Annotated in this window: 15 protein-coding genes, 1 tRNA gene and 1 pseudogene; 6 read left to right on the forward strand and 11 right to left on the reverse strand. The window is 70.6% G+C overall.

Features of this window, described 5'->3' with window-relative positions; translation table 11 throughout:
- Window positions 1-82: 82 nt before the first annotated feature.
- Window positions 83-427, forward strand: a pseudogene (locus tag JQN83_RS23050) (DUF3140 domain-containing protein); the annotation flags it as partial.
- A 27-nt stretch (window positions 428-454) separates the two neighbouring features.
- Here JQN83_RS23050 and JQN83_RS23055 read toward each other — a convergent pair.
- Window positions 455-1,015 carry an isochorismatase family protein gene (locus JQN83_RS23055; protein WP_208569233.1) on the reverse strand — a complete coding sequence of 187 codons (561 nt, stop codon included), beginning with the start codon at window positions 1,013-1,015 and terminating at the stop codon, window positions 455-457.
- 121 nt (window positions 1,016-1,136) lie between these two features.
- Window positions 1,137-3,845, reverse strand: coding sequence for a DNA polymerase I (gene polA, locus JQN83_RS23060; protein ID WP_208569234.1), 2,709 nt, complete (start codon window positions 3,843-3,845; stop codon window positions 1,137-1,139).
- 657 nt (window positions 3,846-4,502) lie between these two features.
- Between polA and JQN83_RS23065 the strand changes: the two genes are divergently transcribed.
- On the forward strand, window positions 4,503-4,685 hold the full coding sequence (locus JQN83_RS23065) for a hypothetical protein (protein WP_208569235.1): 183 nt from the start codon (window positions 4,503-4,505) through the stop codon (window positions 4,683-4,685).
- A 328-nt stretch (window positions 4,686-5,013) separates the two neighbouring features.
- A complete protein-coding gene (locus JQN83_RS23070; RefSeq protein ID WP_208569236.1) occupies window positions 5,014-5,286 on the forward strand; it encodes a hypothetical protein in 273 nt (90 codons plus the stop codon).
- Between the two features lie 111 nt (window positions 5,287-5,397).
- Here the strand turns inward: JQN83_RS23070 and JQN83_RS23075 are convergent, their stop codons facing one another.
- The 7 genes from JQN83_RS23075 to JQN83_RS23105 form a co-directional block, all read right to left on the reverse strand.
- Window positions 5,398-6,114, reverse strand: coding sequence for an ABC transporter ATP-binding protein (locus tag JQN83_RS23075; protein ID WP_208569237.1), 717 nt, complete (start codon window positions 6,112-6,114; stop codon window positions 5,398-5,400).
- A complete protein-coding gene (locus JQN83_RS23080) occupies window positions 6,101-7,039 on the reverse strand; it encodes an ABC transporter ATP-binding protein (protein ID WP_208569238.1) in 939 nt (312 codons plus the stop codon). Before JQN83_RS23080 ends, JQN83_RS23075 begins: the two co-directional genes overlap by 14 nt.
- The gene (locus JQN83_RS23085; RefSeq protein ID WP_208569239.1) at window positions 7,032-8,189 is read right to left on the reverse strand and encodes a branched-chain amino acid ABC transporter permease; all 1,158 of its coding nucleotides are present in this window, start codon (window positions 8,187-8,189) and stop codon (window positions 7,032-7,034) included. The genes JQN83_RS23080 and JQN83_RS23085 overlap by 8 nt, the downstream gene beginning before the upstream one ends.
- On the reverse strand, window positions 8,186-9,169 hold the full coding sequence (locus tag JQN83_RS23090; protein ID WP_208569240.1) for a branched-chain amino acid ABC transporter permease: 984 nt from the start codon (window positions 9,167-9,169) through the stop codon (window positions 8,186-8,188). Before JQN83_RS23090 ends, JQN83_RS23085 begins: the two co-directional genes overlap by 4 nt.
- A 61-nt stretch (window positions 9,170-9,230) precedes the next feature.
- Window positions 9,231-10,379, reverse strand: coding sequence for a branched-chain amino acid ABC transporter substrate-binding protein (locus JQN83_RS23095; RefSeq protein WP_208569241.1), 1,149 nt, complete (start codon window positions 10,377-10,379; stop codon window positions 9,231-9,233).
- A gap of 240 nt (window positions 10,380-10,619) precedes the next feature.
- The gene (locus JQN83_RS23100; protein ID WP_208569242.1) at window positions 10,620-11,819 is read right to left on the reverse strand and encodes a hypothetical protein; all 1,200 of its coding nucleotides are present in this window, start codon (window positions 11,817-11,819) and stop codon (window positions 10,620-10,622) included.
- A gap of 59 nt (window positions 11,820-11,878) precedes the next feature.
- Entirely contained in the window at window positions 11,879-12,502 is a 624-nt protein-coding gene (locus tag JQN83_RS23105) for an ANTAR domain-containing response regulator (RefSeq protein WP_208569243.1), read from the reverse strand.
- A gap of 83 nt (window positions 12,503-12,585) precedes the next feature.
- On the opposite strand from JQN83_RS23105, the gene JQN83_RS23110 reads away from it, so the two are divergent.
- Together JQN83_RS23110 and JQN83_RS23115 are read left to right on the forward strand one after the other, a co-directional pair.
- Window positions 12,586-12,671: transfer RNA gene (locus tag JQN83_RS23110), tRNA-Leu, on the forward strand.
- Window positions 12,672-12,899: 228 nt separating this feature from the next.
- Window positions 12,900-13,895: an LLM class flavin-dependent oxidoreductase gene (locus tag JQN83_RS23115; protein WP_208569244.1), complete on the forward strand. Its 996-nt coding sequence runs from the start codon at window positions 12,900-12,902 to the stop codon at window positions 13,893-13,895.
- A 197-nt stretch (window positions 13,896-14,092) separates the two neighbouring features.
- Here the strand turns inward: JQN83_RS23115 and JQN83_RS23120 are convergent, their stop codons facing one another.
- Window positions 14,093-16,393 (reverse strand): rhamnogalacturonan lyase family protein, encoded by a 2,301-nt coding sequence (locus tag JQN83_RS23120; RefSeq protein WP_208569245.1) that lies wholly within the window; start codon window positions 16,391-16,393, stop codon window positions 14,093-14,095.
- A 211-nt stretch (window positions 16,394-16,604) separates the two neighbouring features.
- On the opposite strand from JQN83_RS23120, the gene JQN83_RS23125 reads away from it, so the two are divergent.
- A complete protein-coding gene (locus JQN83_RS23125) occupies window positions 16,605-18,083 on the forward strand; it encodes a pyridoxal-dependent decarboxylase (RefSeq protein ID WP_244253013.1) in 1,479 nt (492 codons plus the stop codon).
- Between the two features lie 82 nt (window positions 18,084-18,165).
- Here the strand turns inward: JQN83_RS23125 and JQN83_RS23130 are convergent, their stop codons facing one another.
- On the reverse strand, window positions 18,166-19,218 hold the full coding sequence (locus JQN83_RS23130) for a sulfite exporter TauE/SafE family protein (RefSeq protein WP_208569246.1): 1,053 nt from the start codon (window positions 19,216-19,218) through the stop codon (window positions 18,166-18,168).
- Window positions 19,219-19,286 lie beyond the last annotated feature (68 nt).

Consider the following 19,286-nt stretch of genomic DNA (forward strand, 5'->3'; position numbering starts at 1 on the left):
ACGCGGCGGACATGGCCGAGCAGAGGTTCCGCATCCGCCATGACGGCACCCGACGTCGCCCACCGGCTGGAGGCGGTGCGCGATGAGCCGGGCCGACGATCCGCAGCAGACCTACCGCGAGTTCACCGAGGCGGTGAACATGCGGCCCGGCGAGCTGTCCTCCTGGTTGCAGACGGCTGAGTCCAAGCACGTCGGCTGGCACAAGGGTGGACGTGCCGGCGGCGGCGAGTCGGTCGGCCACTCGTCCGGGCGGCGGATCGTCGACCTGCTCCGCCGCAAGCGGGCCGAACTGTCGGCTGCCGACTACCAGCACATGCGCACGGTGATCGGGTACGTGCACCGGCACCTGGCGCAGCGGCCCGCCGGTGACATCCGGGACACCAGGTGGCGCTGGTCGCTGATGAACTGGGGCCACGACCCACTGCGGTGACCGCCCCGGGCGGGGCGGCGGAGGTCAGGCCGGGACGGCGAAGTCGACGTCCTCCGCCTCGACCGTGCCGGCAGTGCGTCCCGGCGCCGTCTGGCGGGCCCAGTAGAGGTTGGTGTGCGCGACGACCTGCTCGGGCGGTGGAGCACCCCACGCCGTCCGGTCCTGCGTGGTGTGGGCGTCGCCGACCAGCACGGTGTCGTAGCCTCGGACGAACGCGCCGTGCAGCGTCGACCGGACACACGCGTCGGTCTGCGCACCGGCCACCACGAGTCGCCCGACACCCAGCCCGGCCAGCACCGACTCCAGCGCAGTGTCCTCGAAGGAGTCGCCGTAGTGCTTCTCGACCAGCGGCTCGGCCTCGCCGGGGGCCAGCTCGCGGACGATCCGCCAGTCGTCGCTGCCCCGGACGAGGTCGGCGTCGCAGTGCTGCACCCAGACGACCGGCACCCCCTCGTGTCGGGCCCGCCGCACCAGTGCGCCCACGGTGCCGACGACCTCGTCACGCCGGTGCGTCCCCGCGACCACGCCGTTCTGCACGTCGACGACGAGCAGCGCGGTGTGCGGCCGGTCGTGGAGCGTGGTCATGTCTCCCCCTCGTCCCGGTCAGAATCTCCCTGGTCAGGCCGCCATTTCCCTGGTCAGGTCGCCGGTCACCGACCCGAACGGCCGTAGGCCCAACCGGCCACCGCCCGGATGGCCAACCGGCCTAGTGGTCGGCGCTGTTCCAGTCCCGGCCCGCGCCGACGGAGACCTCCAGGGGCACCGACAGCGGATAGGCCGCCCCCATCTCCTGCCGGACCAGGGCCTCCAGCGCCTCCCGCTCGTCGGGGGCGACCTCGAAGACCAGCTCGTCGTGCACCTGGAGCAGCATCCGGGAACGCAGCCCGGCGTCGCGCAGCGCGGTGTCGACGCGCAGCATGGCGACCTTGATGATGTCGGCCGCCGAGCCCTGGATCGGGGCGTTGAGCGCCATCCGCTCGGCCATGTCCCGGCGCTGCCGGTTGTCGCTGACCAGGTCGGGCAGGTAGCGGCGGCGACCCAGGACGGTGGAGGTGTAGCCGTCCTGGCGGGCCCGGGCCACCACCTCGTGCAGGTAGTCACGCACCCCACCGAAACCGGCGAAGTAGTTGTCCATCAGCCCGCGGGCCTCCTCGGCGGTGATGCCGAGCTGCTGGGACAGGCCGAAGGCGCTCAGCCCGTACGCCAGGCCGTAGTTCATCGCCTTGATCTTTCGGCGCTGGTCGGCGGTGACCTCGCCGACCGGGACAGTGAAGACGGACGACGCGGTGGCGGCGTGGAAGTCGTGGCCGGAGTTGAACGCCTCGATCAGCGCCTCGTCCAGGGACAGGTGCGCCATGATCCGCATCTCGATCTGGCTGTAGTCGGCGGTGAGCAACGTCTGGTAGCCGTCGCCCACCACGAAGGCCCGGCGGATGCGCCGGCCCTCCTCGGTGCGGATCGGGATGTTCTGGAGATTCGGGTCGGTGGAGGAGAGCCGGCCGGTGGCCGCCACGGTCTGCTTGAACGTGGTGTGGATGCGGCCGTCGTCGGCGACCGACTTGAGCAGGCCGTCGACGGTGGTCTTGAGCTTCGCCACGTCCCGGTGCCGCAGTAGGTGCTCCAGCACCGGGTGCGGGTTCTGCGCGTGCAGCCACTGGAGCGCGTCGGCGTCGGTGGTGTAACCGGTCTTGATCTTCTTGGTCTTGGGCAGCCCCAGCTCCCCGAAGAGCAGCTCCTGGAGCTGCTTGGGCGAACCCAGGTTGAACTCCCGCCCCACGGCGGCGTACGCGCTCTGCGCGGCGGACTTCACCTCGCCCGCGAAGTGCGCCTCCAGCTCCTGGAGGTAGTCCAGGTCGGCACCGATGCCGACGCGCTGCATCGCGGCGAGCACCTCGGACAGGGGCAGCTCCACCTCGGCCATCAACCGGGCCGACTGCTCGCCGTCGCGGGACAGCTCGGCGTCGATCGCGTCGGCCAGGTCGAGGGTGGCCCGCGCCTGCAGCATCAGGTTCTGCTCGGCCTCGCCGTCGTCACCGAGGCCGTCGAAGGTGAGCTGCCCGGTCTCCGGCGCGTCGACCCGCAGCTCGCGGTGCAGGTAGCGCAGCGCCAGGTCGGTCAGGTCGTAGGAGCGCTGGTCGGGGCGGGCCAGGTAGGCGGCGACCTCGGTGTCCCGGGCGACGCCGGCCAGGTCCCAACCCCGCGCGGCGAAGGCCAGCCGGGCGTGCTTGCTGTCGTGCAGCACCTTCGGTTGCTGCGGGTCGGCCAACCAGCCGGCCAGGGCGCGTTCGTCGGCCTCGGCCAGCGTCGTCGGGTCCAGCCACGCCGCCGGGCCGGTGGCCAGCGCGAACGCCAGCGCCTCCAGCTGCGGCTCGTAACGCTCGCGGGGTTCCTTCGGCTTGGCCGGCGTCTTCACCGCCACACCGACCTGGGTGCCGACCGGGGCGTGCGTGGCCAGCCAGTCGGTCAACGCGCCGGGCGCGGTGAGCACCTCGGCGGTCAGGTCGAAGCCCGCCTCGGCCTCCGGCTCCACCGCCTCCAGGTATTGATACAACCGGTCGCGCAGGATGCGGAACTGGAGCGTGTCGAAGACCTGGTGCACGGCCTCCCGGTCCCAGCCCTGCCAGCGGGCGTCCTCGGGACGGATCGGCAGCTCCAGGTCGGAGACCAGGCAGTTGATCTCGTAGTTGCGGATCACGTCGGCAAGCCGCTCACGCAGGCTGTCGCCGGCTTTGCCCTTGATCTCGTCGGCGTGGGCGATCACGCCCTCGACCCCGCCGTAGGTGGTGATCCACTTGGCGGCCGTCTTGGGGCCGACGCCGGGGATGCCGGGCAGGTTGTCGCTGGTCTCGCCGACCAGCGCGGCCAGGTCGCGGTAGCGCTGCGGGCCGACACCGTATTTCGCCTCGATCGCGGCCGGGTCCATCCGGGCCAGGTCGGAGACGCCCTTGCGGGGGTAGAGCACGGTCACGGTGTCGCCGACGAGCTGGAAGGCGTCCCGGTCACCGGTGCTGATCAGCACCTGCATGCCCTGGTCGCGGGCCTGGCAGGCCAGGGTGGCGATGACGTCGTCGGCCTCGTAGCCCTCCCGCTCGACGACCGGGATGCGCAGCGCGTCGAGGACCTCCTTGACCAGACTGACCTGCCCCTTGAAGTCGGCCGGGGTCTCGCTGCGGCCGGCCTTGTACTCCGCGTACTTCTCGGTGCGGAAGGAACGGCGGGAGACGTCGAAGGCGACCACGATGTGGGTGGGCTGCTCGTCGCGGAGCACGTTGATCAGCATCGAGGTGAAGCCGTAGACCGCGTTGGTCGGCTGCCCGGTCGTGGTGGAGAAGTTCTCCACCGGCAGGGCGAAGAACGCCCGGTATGCCAGGGAGTGTCCGTCGACGAGAAGCAGGCGCGGCGTCGTAGCTGTCACGGCAGCGACTCTAGTACGGGATACCGACAGTGCTCGCGCGCCAGCACCGGGTCGCGCGACGACCGACCACCCCCTCCCGGATCAGGCCGCCCTGTTTCCGGACCGGTCCGGCGACCGGACCACGGCCCGCGCCGCCCGCGAGGAGGCCCGCCGCACTCGGCGATCGCGCAGGTCGGCGCATCGGACAACGCCTCCGCCGGGAGCGCGAGTGCGCCCGGCGAACCGCCGACGGCACCGGACCGGCAAGGAACCCACCATTGTTCACCACTGCCCGTAGTACGCGATGGTCCCCGTAAAGCCCGACGGTCCCCGTAAACGCGATGGCCCCGCAAACTGATCTCCCCGCAAAGCGCGCCGACCCCCGTGCAGCGCAATGAGCACCACCCTATCAGCGGTCGAAATCGGCCGCTGTCCCTCGCCGCCGAACATCGGCCACCCTCGCGCCGACCTGGCCGCCGTCGTGGCCAGCAGTAGCCCGAATAGGGGACAGGATTACCTCGACTCGCACACCTCCACACCGATTTCAAGGCTTGACATGCATCTTCGACACCAGCATCGTATTGACGAACAGCAACCGAAAGATCGGAGCGGGGGATGAAAAAGCTGGCGCGACGATTAAGCACGGCTGTCGCTGTCGCGGCGGCCGGTGTCACGCTCGTGGGAAGCCCGGCATATGCCGGGGTCTGGGTGGACGGCGGGCTCTATCAGGTCCTGTCCGACTGCCAGACCGTCGGTGACGGTCGCAAGCTGACCGGGATGTACCAGACGTACACCTGCACCAAGGAATGGGACAACGTCGCCAAGAAGAACTTCTACCGGCTCCGCGGATACATGAACTGACGCCGGCTCGCCAGGAATAGCGGCCGGCTCGCACCCGACCTTCAGTGACAACACCCGTCCCGTGTTGCGGAAATACGCAGGACGGGCGATGCCGCCATGCCCTGAAACGCTTATTCCAGAAAATGCGAACGGCATATCGAACGGTCCGGTCGACGCGCACCTCCGGTCAGCTGACCCGGCGGTGATCGTCGTGGCGAACGGGCCGGGGACGCGTACGCCCGCTTATCGGTTCCGGAAGAGCTGGCGGACAACACACAGTGCCGAAGAACAGCGAAACCACGATGGGAGACGACGGAGAGCCATGCGGAAAGTTGCGAGAACCGTTGCGATGTCGGTCCTGGCCACGGCCGGGGCCGTCGCCTTCATGGCAGGCCCCGCGCACGCGGGGGTGTGGGTCGATGGTGGCTTCTACCCGTCGGAAGCCGAGTGCAAGAGCACGGGTGCGGCACGGGTCGCGAGCCACCAGTACACGGCCTACACCTGCACCCTGGGCACCAAGTCGTGCGTGGCGGAGCCGACGGGACCCGGCGTCGCCGGGGGCCTCGTGCCCTTCGACCGGTGCGGCGAGCGGGGTTACTTTCTCCGCGGCTTCATGAACTGATCCGCCCACCTGCGGGCCGACCCGACGCTGGGGACAGCGGTCGGCCCCGGTACCCACGAACGAACCGGCCGGCGAGTGACTCGCCGGCCGGTTCGTTCGTGCCTGGTGCGGTCAGGACACGCCGAGGTACGCCTCCTTGACCGCCGGGTCGGTGAGCAGGTCCTGACCGGACCCCTCCTTGACGATCCGGCCGGTCTCCAGCACGTAACCCCGGTGGGCCCGGGAGAGCGCCTGCTGGGCGTTCTGCTCCACCAACAGGATGGTGATGCCCTGCTGCTGGTTGATCTCCGTGATGATGTCGAAGATCTGTCGGATGACCATCGGCGCCAGCCCCATCGACGGCTCGTCGAGCAGGAGCAGCTTCGGCCGGCTCATCAGCGCCCGACCGACGGCCAGCATCTGCTGCTCACCGCCGGAGAGCGTGCCGCCGGCCTGCTTGCGCCGCTCGGCCAGCCGGGGAAAGAGGGTCAGCACCCGGTCCAGGTCGGCGGCGACACCGGCGGAGTCCCGCCGGGTGTACGCCCCCATGTCCAGGTTCTCCAGCACCGTCATGCCGGGGAAGATCTGCCGGCCCTCGGGCGACTGGCACAGCCCCCGGACCACCCGCAGGTCGGCCCGGAGCCTGCTGATGTCCTCGCCGTTGAAGGAGATCCGCCCCTGGGACAGGGTCCGGATGCCGGAGATGGCCCGCATGGTGGTGGTCTTGCCGGCGCCGTTCGCGCCGATCAGTGCCACCACCTCGCCCTCGTTGACGGTCAGGCTGATGCCGTGCAGCGCCTCGATGCGGCCGTACGACACGCTTACGTTGTCCAGCTCAAGCAGCGCCATCGGCGGGCTCCCCCAGGTACGCGGCGATCACCCGCGGGTCTCGACTGACTTCGGCCGGCGCACCCTCGGCGATCTTCCGGCCGAACTCCAGCACCACGATCCGGTCGGTGACCCCCATGACCAGGCGCATGTCGTGCTCGATCAGCAGCACGGTCAGCCCCATGTCACGGATCCTGCGGATCAGGGAGAGCAGTTCCTCCTTCTCCGCCGGGTTGAAGCCGGCAGCCGGCTCGTCCAGGCAGATCAGTTTCGGCTCGGTCGCGAGGGCCCGGGCGATCTCCAGCCGACGCTGGTAACCGTACGGCAGGTTGCGCGCCTCGTCGTTGGCCCGGTCGGCGATGCCGACGAAGCGCAGCAGCTCCAGCGACTTCGCCTCGGCGGCCCGCTCCTCAAGGATGTGCCGGGACAACCCGAACATCTTGGCGCAGGTCCGACGGATCTCCTGCCAGGTCCGCACGATGCCGGACGTGGCGGTCACCTGCGGCAGCTCCTCCGGCTTCGGCTTGACCCGGTACAGCCGGAACAGCGCGCCCGGCACGCTGGTCTTGTGCCGGGAGTCGGTCCCGACCATGACGTTCTCCAGCGCCGTCATCTCCGGGAAGAGCCGGATGTTCTGGAACGTGCGGGAGATGCCCATCCGGCTGATCTGGTGCGGCTTGCGGCCGGTCACCTTCTCACCCCGGAACCGGACGGCCCCGGAGGTGGGCCGGTAGACGCCGGTCATCACGTTGAAACTGGTGGTCTTACCCGCGCCGTTCGGACCGATGAGCCCGAGGATCTCGCCCTCGTAGATCTTGAAATTGATCTTGTCGAGGGCCACCACTCCACCGAAGCGGAGCGTGACCTCGTCGACCTCGAGCAGCACCGGCTTCGGGCCCGGCTGGGCCGGAATCTTCGGCGTCGTGGTGGTCTTCTGGTCAGACATGAGCGGGCGCCTCCTCTGCAGCCGCCGCGCGATCCTTCAACTCACGGGCCCGCCGTCGGCTCGGGATGAGGCCCTGCGGACGCAGGATCATCACCAGCACCATGGCGAGACCGAAGGCCAGCCACCGGTAGTCGGCGACTTCCCGGAACCGCTCCGGTAGGTAGGCCAGCAGCACCGCGCCGAGCGAGACACCGATCATGTTCCCCGATCCACCGACGACGACCATGGCGACGAAGAGGATGGAGAGGTTCGCGTTGAACTGGGTCGGGTCGATGAACGCGTTCCGGCTGCCGAAGAGGAACCCGGACAGTCCGCCCAGCGCCGCGCCGATGGCGAAGGCCCAGAGCTTGGCCTTGAACGGGTAGACCCCCATCACCGCAGCGGCGTCCTCGTCCTCACGCACCGCCAGCCAGGCCCTGCCCACCCGGCTGTGCTCCAGCCGGCGGACCAGGAAGACCATCAGCAGCACCATCGTGATCGCCAGCCAGTACCAGGGCTTCGCGTCGATCAGGCCGAAGACCTTGTTGTCCCCCGACGGCGGGCCCTCCGGGCCCGGGATGGCCGAGATGCCCTGCGGGCCGTTGGTCAGACCGGTGGCGTTGCGTGCCACGATCCGGATGATCTCGCCGAAGCCCAGCGTCACGATGGCCAGGTAGTCACCGCGCAGGCGCAGCGTCGGCCAGCCGAGCAGCACGCCGGAGATCAGCGTGAGCACGATGGAGAGAAGCAGGCAGACCGCCCACGTCACCGCCCACGTCGGCGGCAGGTCGAACTCCTGCTGGATCCACTTGACCACCGGCGAGTTGACCGAGCCGAAGAGCGCGACGCTGTAGGCGCCGATGGCGAAGAACCCGATGTAGCCCAGGTCGAGCAGGCCGGCCAGGCCGACCACCACGTTCAGGCCGATGGCGACCAACACGTAGATGGCGCAGACGAACAGCACGCCGGCCCAGTTGTTGCCGCCCGCGATGGAGTCGGTCCGCAGCCAGGTCAGGCCGGGGATGCCGAGCAACGGCAGGTAGTACAGGAAGGCCACCAGAGCCACGATCGCCGCAGCCTGCTGCCACTTCGGCAGCGCCCGGAACCGGTCGCCGACGGAGGTCAGCATGCTGACCCGTCGTCGGTCTGCGGAACGAATCTTGTCGATCATGCGCGGGCCCTCCCGAGCGACTCGCCCAACAGGCCGGTCGGGCGGAACATCAGCACGACGATCAGCACCACGAAGGCGATGACGTCCTCCCAGTTGGAGGCGAAGAGCGTCGCACCGTAGACCTCGACGATGCCGAGGAACAGGCCACCCACCAGGGCGCCCCGCAGGTTGCCGATGCCGCCGAGCACCGCGGCCGTGAAGGCCTTGAGACCGAGTACGAAGCCGATGCTGTTCTGGGTGAAGCCGAACCGCATGCTCCACAGCAGTGCCGCCGCACCGGCCATGATGCCACCGAGCATGAAGATCAACATGATCACACGCTCCTGGTTGACGCCCATCAGCGCGGCGGTCTCCGGGTTCTGCGCCACCGCGCGCACGCCCCGGCCGTACCGGGTGCGGTTGATGAACCAGTCCAGGAGGGCCATCATCACCACGGCCGACACGAAGACGATCAACTGGATGTTGGTGATCGCGGTGTTGCCGATCTGGAGCAGCGTCTCCTGCTGAATGATCGTCGGCATACCGACGATCTGCCGGGCCCGACCGAACAGGGTCGGCAACGCGCCACCCGCCACGTCCGGCAGGAGCAGGCCGAAGACCTCGACCAGCACCAGGGAGATTCCGATCGCGGTGATCAGGAAGATCAGCGGTGGCGCGTTCTTACGGCGCAGGGGGCGGTAGGCGATCCGTTCGATCGCCAGGGCGGTACCACCGGACGCGATCGCTGCGGCGATGAGGCCGAGCACCAAGAAGAGCACCGCCTGGCCGATCGGCGGGTTGTTCTTTACCCCGAACGCGGTCCACAGGCCCAGCACCGCGAAGGTGCCGACCATGAAAACCTCGGAGTGGGCGAAGTTGATCAGGCGCAGGACGCCATAGACGAGGGTGTAGCCAAGAGCGATCAGGGCGTAGATGGCACCCTTGGACAGGCCGTCCACGGTGTGCTGGCCGAGGTGTCCGATCAGTTCATCGAAATGCACGGGGTCTCCTTGCATCGAGTGCGGCCGGGAACAGCACCCGGCCGCACCCCCTGCTGTGTCGTCAGCTGAGCTTGAGCTCCTGCAGGGCGCTGATTTCCTCGCCCTTGATCTGGTAGGCCCAGATGACGACCTTCGACGGGTCGACGTCACCCTTGTCGTCGAACTTGATGTACTTCGAGACGCCCTGCTTGTCGTACGCCTTCACGTAGGCCAGGATGTCGGCCCGGGTCTTCTTGCCGTCCTTGAAGGCGTCCAGGTAGATCTGGGCACCGTCGAAGCCCTCGGCACCGTAGGAGCCGGGCGCCTGGCCGAACTCCTTCTGGTAGTCGGCGGAGAAGGTGCCGCCCGCCTTGTCGGCCGGCAGGCAGGGGCAGGTGATGATGGCACCCTCGGCGCCGCCCGAGGCACCCTTCGGGAACGCCGGGTCGTAGAGGCCGTCCGGGCCCACGAACTTGGCCTGGATGCCGGCCGCACGCATCTGCTTGACCAGCGGAGCCGCCTCGCGGGTGTACCCGCCGTAGAAGACGAAGTCCGCCTGCGCCGCCTTGATCTTGGAGATGGTGGCGTCGAACTGCGCCTGCTTCTCCTGGATCTTGTCGGTGCCGGCCAGCGTCGAGCCGATGTTCTTGGCCAGCTCGGCGGTGATGCCCGCGCCGTACGCGCTGCCGTCGTCGATGGTGAAGACCTTCGCCGCGTTCTGCGACTTCAGGTAGGTGGCCACGGCCCCCGCCTGGGTGCCGTCGTTGCCGACCACCCGGAAGAAGGACTTGTTGCCCTTCTGGGTCAGGTCGGCCCGGGTCGCCGAAGGGCTGACCATGGCCAGGCCGGCCGCCTGGTAGATCGGCATGGTGGCGTCGGACTCGCCGGAGAAGTGGCCGCCGATCACACCGAGGAACGAGTTGTCGCCGGCGATCTGGTTCGCGAACGGGGTCGCCACCGCCGGGTCGCCCTGGGTGTCGAACTCCTGCAAGGTGACCTTGCAGTTCGAGTTCTTCTCGTTGAACTGCTTGACGGCGAGCTTCGCACCGTTCAGCGACGGCAGGACGAGGCCCGCGTTGTCACCGGTGAATGCGCCGAAGATAGCGATCTTGCCACCACAGTCGCCGGACGCGGTGGTCTCGCCGCCGCCCGTGTCCTGGCAACCTGCGGCACCGACCATCGCCACGGCAAGCGCGGCGGCCCCCAGTGCCCGTACATAGCTACGCCTCACGGCTTCCTGACCTCCTCCAAAAGCAGAAGGCGACCATCCTGGGAGGGCGGCGACCGTACAGCCCGCACCACCACCCACCCAGCAGGAACGCCCCCTGCGTTACGGCTCGTGATGGCGGAGCGTACCGACACTCATACGACCGGGGAAGACCTTGGCCCGTGGTCTGCGAAACCGTTACGAAGACGTGCGTGATCGGCCAGGAGCCCGTAACAGGTCGGCCCCTGACTGGTCCTTGGAGCCCTACCTCGGCCCCTCACCACGTCGCTCGACCCCGCCGTCCGCGGGCACTTCCGCCGTCCACACCGCCGGGCGGACACCGTCGTCGACGAAGATCCACAGTCGCCGCCCCACCGCCACCACCGCGACGTCCCCGTCCACACCCGCCGGCACCGGCCCGGGCAGTTCCATCCGCCGCCAGGAACCGCCCCGGTCGACCGACGTCCAGACCGCACGCGATGTCCCGTCCGAGATCGCCGCCACCAGCCGGCCGTCCGCCGCCACCAGGGCGTCCACCGACGGGACCCGCGACGGCACGGCACCGGCGAACCCGCCGACGGCCACCCAGCGGTCGTCGTCGCGACGCCACGCGCCGAACGCCGTACCCCGCAACCCGACCGCCACCACCGCGTCGCCGGTCAGGACCACCCGCTGTAGTTCCTCGTAGCGGTCCGTCCCGGGCAGCGTCGTCCGCCGCCAACTGCGGCCGTCCGCCGACGACCAGGCGACCGGGTCACGGTCGATGCGACCACCCGGCAGCACCCCACCGACCGCCAGCCACCCGCCGGGCACCGCTGTGGCGTCGAAGGCCCAGGTGATCCCGCCTCCGTCACTGGCCAGTTCCGGCGCCCCCTCCACCAGGGCGAAGTCCGCCGCGTCCGGGGACACCCACGCCGCCGCGCCGCTGGAGCGGTTGCCGACGATCAACCAGCCCGGCGGGCCGCCCACCAGGCGGGACACGTTCACCGCCTTGGGCCCGCCGTAGGTCTCGAACGACGCCGACACCTCGACCAGTGCGCCGTCCGGGCCCTGCCGCCAGGTGCTCACCCGGGGATTGCCGTGGGCACCACCGGTCTTGGCACCGACGGCCGCCAACGCGCCGTCGCGGCAGGCGGCTGCGGAGAGCACGTTCTGCCTGCCGTAGAAGGAATCGGCGACGATCGGCACCACCGCCCAGGTCGTACCGTCCAGGCTGGTCCAGGCGGCCGGTCGGGTGCCGCCGTCGGCATCCGCGACGCCGCCGACCGCGTACCACCGACCCGCGCAGGCCGTCGCGTCGCGTAGCAGCACCCGGCCGGGCGGACCCGGTGGTGGCGGCAGGGTCAGCGGCTGCCACGCCGGTCGGACCGGCGGCTGCTCACCGGTCGATGTGGGCGCCGGATCACAGGCGACCAGCGACGCGGCGAGCACAACCAGCACCGCGAAGCTCCACCGAGAGGCCATCCATCGATGCTAGCCACCGACGGTGGTCTCCGGAACCGGCGGACGCCCGCCCCGGTTGGCTAGCCGGTGGGCTGTTCGGCGATCTCGCCGCCGGCGGTCTCGGCGAGGATCCGCTCGGCGACCTCCTTCATGGTCATCCGGTGGTCCATCGCGGTGCGCTGGATCCACTTGAACGCCTGCGGCTCGGTCATCCCGTACGTCGTCATCAGCGCACCCTTGGCGCGCTCGACCGTCTTGCGGATCTCCAGCCGGTCGGTGAGCCCGGCCACCTCCGACTCCAGGGCGGCGATCTCGGAGTAGCGGGAGAGGGCGATCTCCACCGCCGGCACCAGGTCGCTCTTTTGGAACGGCTTGACCAGATAGGCCATCGCCCCGGCGGCGCGCGCCCGTTCCACCAGGTCACGCTGGCTGAACGCGGTCAGGATGATCACCGGGGCGATCCGGGCGCCGGCGATCCGCTCGGCGGCCGCCAGCCCGTCCATGATCGGCATCTTGATGTCGAGGATGACCAGATCGGGCTTGAGTTCCTCGGCCAACCGAACGGCGGTCTCGCCGTCCCCGGCCTCACCGACGACCTCGTAACCTTCCTCGACCAGCATCTCGGCCAGGTCCAGTCGGATGAGCGCCTCGTCCTCGGCGATCAACACCCGCCTGCGCTCGGCATCCGTCTGCGTCTCGGCCACCAGCCCTACCCCCACCATCGATCTCGGCACAGCTACCGCCCATACTCCCGCAAGAGCCTAGTCGGGTACAGTTGTCAGCACCCGCCGGGATGGTGGAACGGCATACACGGAAGTCTCAAACACTTCTGCCCGAAAGGGCTTGCGGGTTCGAATCCCGCTCCCGGCACCACCTGCACGTACGCACAGTGACCCGGGTGCCTGCTCCGAGCAGGCCCCGGGCCCCGCGTCGACCGGGGTGCCCCGGCTCATGATCCCCGCGACGACAGCGGTGTCGCGATGCCGACCCCCACGACCTCGTCGACCTGCCCGTCCTCCCCTGGACCGGACGGGGGCGCGCGCCGGCCAGGGAACAAATCCGGCGCGGGGCGGGTTGGGCAGAGTCGTGATCGACGTACCGATGTCTGTTCTTGATCTTGCTCCGGTCGCCGCCGGGGCCACCGCCTCCGAGGCCCTCGCGCACACCACCGAGCTGGCCCGCCGGACCGAGGAACTGGGCTACCGCCGGTTCTGGGTGGCCGAGCACCACAACATGCCGGCGATCGCCAGCTCCGCACCGGCGGTGCTGCTCGCCCACCTGGCGGCGCACACCACCACGATCCGGCTGGGCTCGGGCGGGGTGATGCTGCCCAACCACGCGCCGCTGGTGGTCGCCGAACAGTTCGGCACCCTGGAGGCGCTGCACCCGGGCCGGATCGACCTGGGCATCGGCCGGGCCCCCGGCACCGACCAGCGGACCGCGCTGGCCCTGCGCCGGACCATGGAGGGGCTGTCGGCGGAGGGCTTCCCCCGGGAGCTGGCCGACCTGATGAACTACTTCAGCGGCGACGACCCGGGCGCGATCACCGCCAGCCCGGGGCTGGGCCAGTCCCCCGCCGTCTGGCTGCTCGGCTCCAGCGGGTTCAGCGCGCAGCTCGCCGGGCTGCTCGGGTTGCCGTTCTCGTTCGCCCACCACTTCAGCTCCCAGCACACCCTGCCCGCGCTCCAGCTCTACCGGCAGAGTTTCCGGCCGTCGCGCTGGCTGACCGAGCCGTACGCGATGGTGGCGGTGAACGTGGTCTGCGCCGACACCGACGAGCGGGCCGAGTGGTTGTCCGGCCCCGCCGGGCTGTCGTTCCTCAAGCTGCGCTCGGGGCGGCCGGAGCCGCTGGCCAGCCCCGACGACGCCGCCGGGTATCCGTACACCGAGATCGAGCGGGAGTTCGTCCGGCAGCGCCGCGACGGTCAGGCGATGGGCTCACCGGAGACGGTCCGCCGGCAGCTCACCGAGCTGCTGGCCCGCACCGGCGCGAACGAGCTGATGCTCACCACCATGGTGTACGACGTGGCCGACCGGGTGCGTTCGTTCGAGCTGGTGGCCGAGAAGGTGGTCGGCGGGCTGTCCCGCAGCGTCTGAAACACGCTCTTCATAGCGACGTCACCCCACCGTTGCGGACGACCTCTAACTTTATTACCGGTGGTGGTACGGCACTCCCGGTCGGGACGGGTCGGGGGTGCTGCGGTGTGGTGCACCGGGTCGCCAGCTGAGCGGATTCCGCGGCTGGCGACCCGGTGCCTGCTTTGTGGGGCCCGGCCAGCGCCGGGCCCGCACCGTCAACGCAGGTAGATGTTGGGCGTGGGCGGGGTGGACATGCCGTCACCGATGAAGAAGCCCGGGTGCGGCGGCTGGTTGTAGGCGGTGTTCTGCCAGGCGATCGCCGCGCGGTACTGGGCGTCGTGCATCAGCGTGTAGATCCGGGTGCTGGTCGGCGTGGGCGTGCTGTAGATCCGCAGCGCCCGGCTGTCGCCGGTGCGCCAGATCACCTCCTCGCGCCAGTCGCCGAGGATGTCGCCGGACAGCGCCGGGGTCGACTTGGTGCCGTTGTTGGAGGCCACGTCGCTGCCGGTGAGCAGCCGGGTCTCGCCGCCGGTGCCGTACTTGTCGATCTTGGTGGCGTCGAGGAGTTCCCGTACCGGGTCGCCGTCCCACCAGGCGAGGAAGTTCGCCGACGACGGCTTGCGGCCGATGTTCTGCCCCCTGGTGTTGGCCAGCCCGTCGACCGCCGCCGACCACGACTCGGCACCGGGGCTGCCGGCCCAGATGTCGGCCGAGACACCCCGGCCGTTGTCGCCGTTGGCTGCGGTCCTCCAGATGATCTGGCCGGTACGCGCGTCGGCGAACCAGGAGCTGGGCTTGCTGGCGTCCTCGTCGACCTTGAAGATCTCCAGGCCGGAGCGGCCCGGGTCCAGGTCACCGACGTGCAGGGCGTCGCCGTGACCATTGCCGGTCGAGTAGAGCAGCCGGCCGTTGTCGTCGATGGTGGCCGCGCCGTACACGATCTCCTGGCGGCCGTCGGCGTCCACGTCGGCCACCGAGAGCTGGTGGTTGCCCTGACCGGCGGCGGCCGAGTTGCCGGAGGCGTTGGAGTCGAACGTCCACCGCTTGGTCAGGGTGCCGTTGCGGAAGTCCCAGGCGGCGATCACCGCGCGGGTGTAGTAGCCGCGCGCCATGATCAGCGACGGCCGCTGCCCGTCCAGGTAGGCGGTGCCGGCGAGGAACCGGTCGACCCGGTTGCCGTACGAGTCGCCCCAGGACGAGACGGTGCCGCGCGGCGGGTCGTAGTTGACGGTGGAGGCGATCGCGCCGGTCTGCCCGTTGAACATGGTCAGGTACTCCGGGCCGGACAGCACGTAACCGCTGGAGTTGCGGTAGTCCGCCGACGACGAGCCGATCAGCTGACCGGTGCCCGAGCGGGTGCCGTCGGCGGTCTTCATGGCCACCTCGGCCCTGCCGTCGCCGTCGTAGTCGTACACCTGGAACTGGGTGTAGTGGGCGCCCGCCCGGATGTTGCGGCCCAGGTCGATGCGCCACAACCGACTACCGGTCAGGGTGTACGCGTCGACGTAGACGTTGCCGGTGTAGCCGGACTGGCTGTTGTCCTTGGCGTTGGACGGGTCCCACTTGAGCACGATCTCGTAGTCGCCGTCGCCGTCGAGGTCACCGACGCTGGCGTCGTTGGCCGAGTAGCTGTACGCCTCCCCGCTCGGGGTGGTGCCCCCGGCCGGCGGCTGGATCGGCACGTCCAGGTAGCCGTTGGCGAACTGGAGCGCGGACGCGGACGCCGCCTGCTCGGCCCCGTTCACCACCGCCCGCACGGTGTACGCCGAGCCGGCCGCCGCCCCGCTGTCCAGGTAGTTGGTGGCGCCGGTGATCGGCGAGGCGTTGACCCTGGTGGAGCCCCGGTAGAGGTTGAACGACACCCCGGAGGTCTCGGTGCCGAGCAGCCGCCAGGAGACCAGGTTCCCGCTGCCGGAGCGGACGCTGATCAGCCCCCGGTCGAGATCCTCCAGCTGCTTGGCCCCGGCCGGCGGGTCGGTCGGCGGGGGCGTGGTCGGCGGCGGTGTCGTCGGAGGTGGGGTGGTCGGCGGCGGCGTGGTGGGTGGGGGCGTGGTCGGCGGTGCGGTCGTCGGGGGCGCGGTGGTCGGCGCGGTGCCACCGGTGCAGGTCGTGCCGTTGAGCACGAAGCTGGCCGGCGTCGGGTTGCTGGCGTTGTTCCACGACGCGTTGAAGCCGAAACTCGCGGTGCCGTTGGTGCCGAGGGCGGCGTTGTAGCCGGCGTCCTTGGCGCTGACCTGCGCCCCGGACTGGGTGACCGTGGCGTTCCACGCCTGGGCCACCTGCTGACCGGCCGTGTAGGACCAGGTCAGCGTCCAGCCGTTGATCGGGTCACCGAGGTTGGTGACCAGGACGTCGGCGCCGAAGCCGCCGCCCCACTGGCTACTGATCTTGTAATCGACCCGGCAACCGGCGGCGGCGGCCGAAGCCGTCACGGCGGTGAGGGTGCCGGCGGCGAGCGTGGTGGCCGCGGCGGCGGCGAGCAACGCGGCGCGACGACGGGGTGGGCTCAGGTGCACGGAAACGCCTTTCGCGGAGGTCAGCGCACGGTGCCGACGCCGGCCTGCCCGGGCCGGCGGGATGAAGCGCCGTGCTGACGGTGGTGACGGGATGCCTTGCATCGACATCCATAATTCGACTCCGCGCAGTCGGATCGTAGGACAACGCTTTCCGCCCGCACAACCCGTACCCGCCCTTGCCCCCGACCGGCCCACCTGATCGACTCGGCCCATGGCTGAGCACATGGACCCCGAGGAGTTCCGTCGCGCCGGGTACGCGGTGGTCGACTGGGTCGCCGACTACTGGCGGACGCTGGACCAGCGCCCGGTGGTCCCCCGGGACCCGCCCGGCACGGTCACCGCCGCCCTGCCGGCCACCCCGCCCACGCACGGCGAACCGGTCGCGGCGATGCTGGCCGACCTGGACGACATCATCGTGCCCCGGGTCACCCACTGGCAGCACCCCGGCTTCTTCGGCTACTTCCCGGCGAACACCAGCGGACCCAGCGTGCTCGCCGACCTGGTCAGCTCGGGCCTCGGCAGCCAGGGCATGCTCTGGGCCACCAACCCGGCCGGCACCGAACTGGAGACGGTGGTGCTGGACTGGCTGGTCGAACTGATGGACCTGCCCGCGCGGTTCCGCTCCACCGGCACCGGCGGCGGCGTCATCCAGGACTCCGCCTCCTCGGCGACCCTGGTCGCCACCCTGGCCGCCCTGCACCGGGCCAGCGGGGGCCGCTGGCGGGAGGTGGGCGTCGACCGCCGCTACCGGGCGTATACCTCGACACACGGGCACTCCTCGATCGAGAAGGCGGCCCGCATCGCCGGCCTCGGTGGGCAGGGCGTCCGCACCATCGCGGTGGACCCGCAGACCCAGGCGATGCGCCCGGCGGCCCTGCGGGCGGCGATCGAGGCGGACCTGGCCGCCGGGGAGGTGCCGACCATCGTGGTGGCGACCATCGGGACCACCTCCACCACCGCCGTCGACCCGCTGCCGGAGATCGGCGCGATCTGCGCCGAACACGGCATCTGGCTGCACGTCGACGCCGCGTACGCCGGGGCGGCGGCGGTCTGCCCCGAGCTGCGCTGGTCGCACGCCGGGGTGGAGCACGCCGACTCGTACTGCTTCGACCCGCACAAGTGGCTGCTCACCGGTTTCGACTGCGACGCCTTCTGGGTGGCCGACCGGGGCGAGCTGATCGAGGCGTTGACCGTCATGCCGGAGTTCCTGCGCAACGCCGCCAGCGAATCCGGGGCCGTCATCGACTACCGGGACTGGCAGGTCCCGCTGGGCCGCCGGTTCCGGGCGCTCAAGCTCTGGTTCGTCCTGCGCTGGTACGGCGTCGAGGGGCTGCGCGCGCACCCGCGCGCAGGGATCGCCCTGGCCGACCGGTTCGCCGCCCTGGTCCGCGCCGACGACCGGTTCGCCATCGCCGCCCCGCACCCGTTCTCCCTGGTGACGTTCCGGCTACGGGCCGGCGACGAGGCCAGCGCGGCCCTGCTGGCGCGGGTCAACGACGACGGTCAGGTGCACCTGACGCACACCCGGGTCAACGGCCGGTACACCCTGCGCCTGGCCGTCGGCGCACCGCTGACCGGGCCGGAGCATGTGGACCGGGCCTGGGCACTGCTGTCGGCTGCGGCCGCGGACCTGCTGGCCGGGGACACCGCCACGGGTGGAGCCGCCCGGGGCGGGGCGCTTCCCGGATGACCGTCGCCGCCCCGTACGGGCTCACGCCGGTGCGCGACGGTCGCCGTGGCCACGACGGCGGGCCGCGTACCCCGTCGGTGGTTCAGCGCTCGACGACGGCGAGCCGGTCGTCGTCGGCGTCGGCCGGGGCGGACCCGGCGACGACCCCGGCCGCGACAGCGGAAGCCGCGGTGTCCGGCGACGGCGTCGGGGCGACGGCGTCGGCGGGGCTGGGCGCGTCGGCGGGGGTGGTGACGGCGGGGGTTTCGGCGGTGGCGGCGTCGACGATGGCGCGGGCCCGGCGGGTGCGGCGCAACGCCCGGACGGCGAACGTCAGGGCGACCACCCAGCCCACGGCGAGCAGCACGTAGACCACCGGACGCACGGTCGACCCGGCGTCACCGGCCTTGAGCAGGATGCGGGCGTTGGTCAGCACGATCACCCCGCCGATGGTGGCACCCAGCAGTTGGGCGGGGACGATCCGCACCAGCCAGGCGGCCACCGGCGCGGCGATCAGGCCGCCGATCAGCAGCGCCGCGACGGTGGGCAGCAGGAAGCCCTCGCTGCCCAGGCCGATCAGGAAGCCGATGCTGGCCGCCCCGGCCACCACGAACTCGGCGGTGTCCACCGACCCGATCACCTTGCGGGGCTCCATCCGACCGGAGACCAGCAGCGCCGGAGTGGCCACCGGACCCCATCCCCCGCCGCCGGTGGCGTCGACGAACCCGGCGACCAGGCCCAGCGGGCCGAGGAACCGGCCGCGCAGCCGCCCGGCACCGGAGCGCTGGCGCAGCGGCCGGGAGAAACGCACCAGCAGGTACGCCCCGAGGGTGAACAGGATGCCGGCCATCCACGGGGCGGCGTTCTCGGTGGAGATGGAGCTGAGGAAGGTGGCCCCGACGAACGCGCCGACCGCGCCGGGCAGGGCGATCCGGGTGACCACCCGCCAGTCGACGTTGCCGAACCGCCAGTGCGCGACACCGGCGGCGAGCGTGGTGCCGATCTCGGCGAGGTGCACCGACGCCGAGGCGGCGGCCGGGGCGACGCCGACGAAGAGCAGCAGCGTCGACGAGGTCAGCCCGTACGCCATGCCGAGCGCGCCGTCGACGAGCTGTGCGGCCAACCCGACCAGAGCGAGGATCAGAAGCTTGCGCACGAGCCCTCCGAACTTTTCGGCATCTCCTATCGACTTGGTCGAGAATGCGGCACGGCGGCTCCCCGGTC

Source organism: Micromonospora antibiotica, from assembly GCF_017599305.1.
GTDB lineage: Bacteria > Actinomycetota > Actinomycetes > Mycobacteriales > Micromonosporaceae > Micromonospora > Micromonospora antibiotica.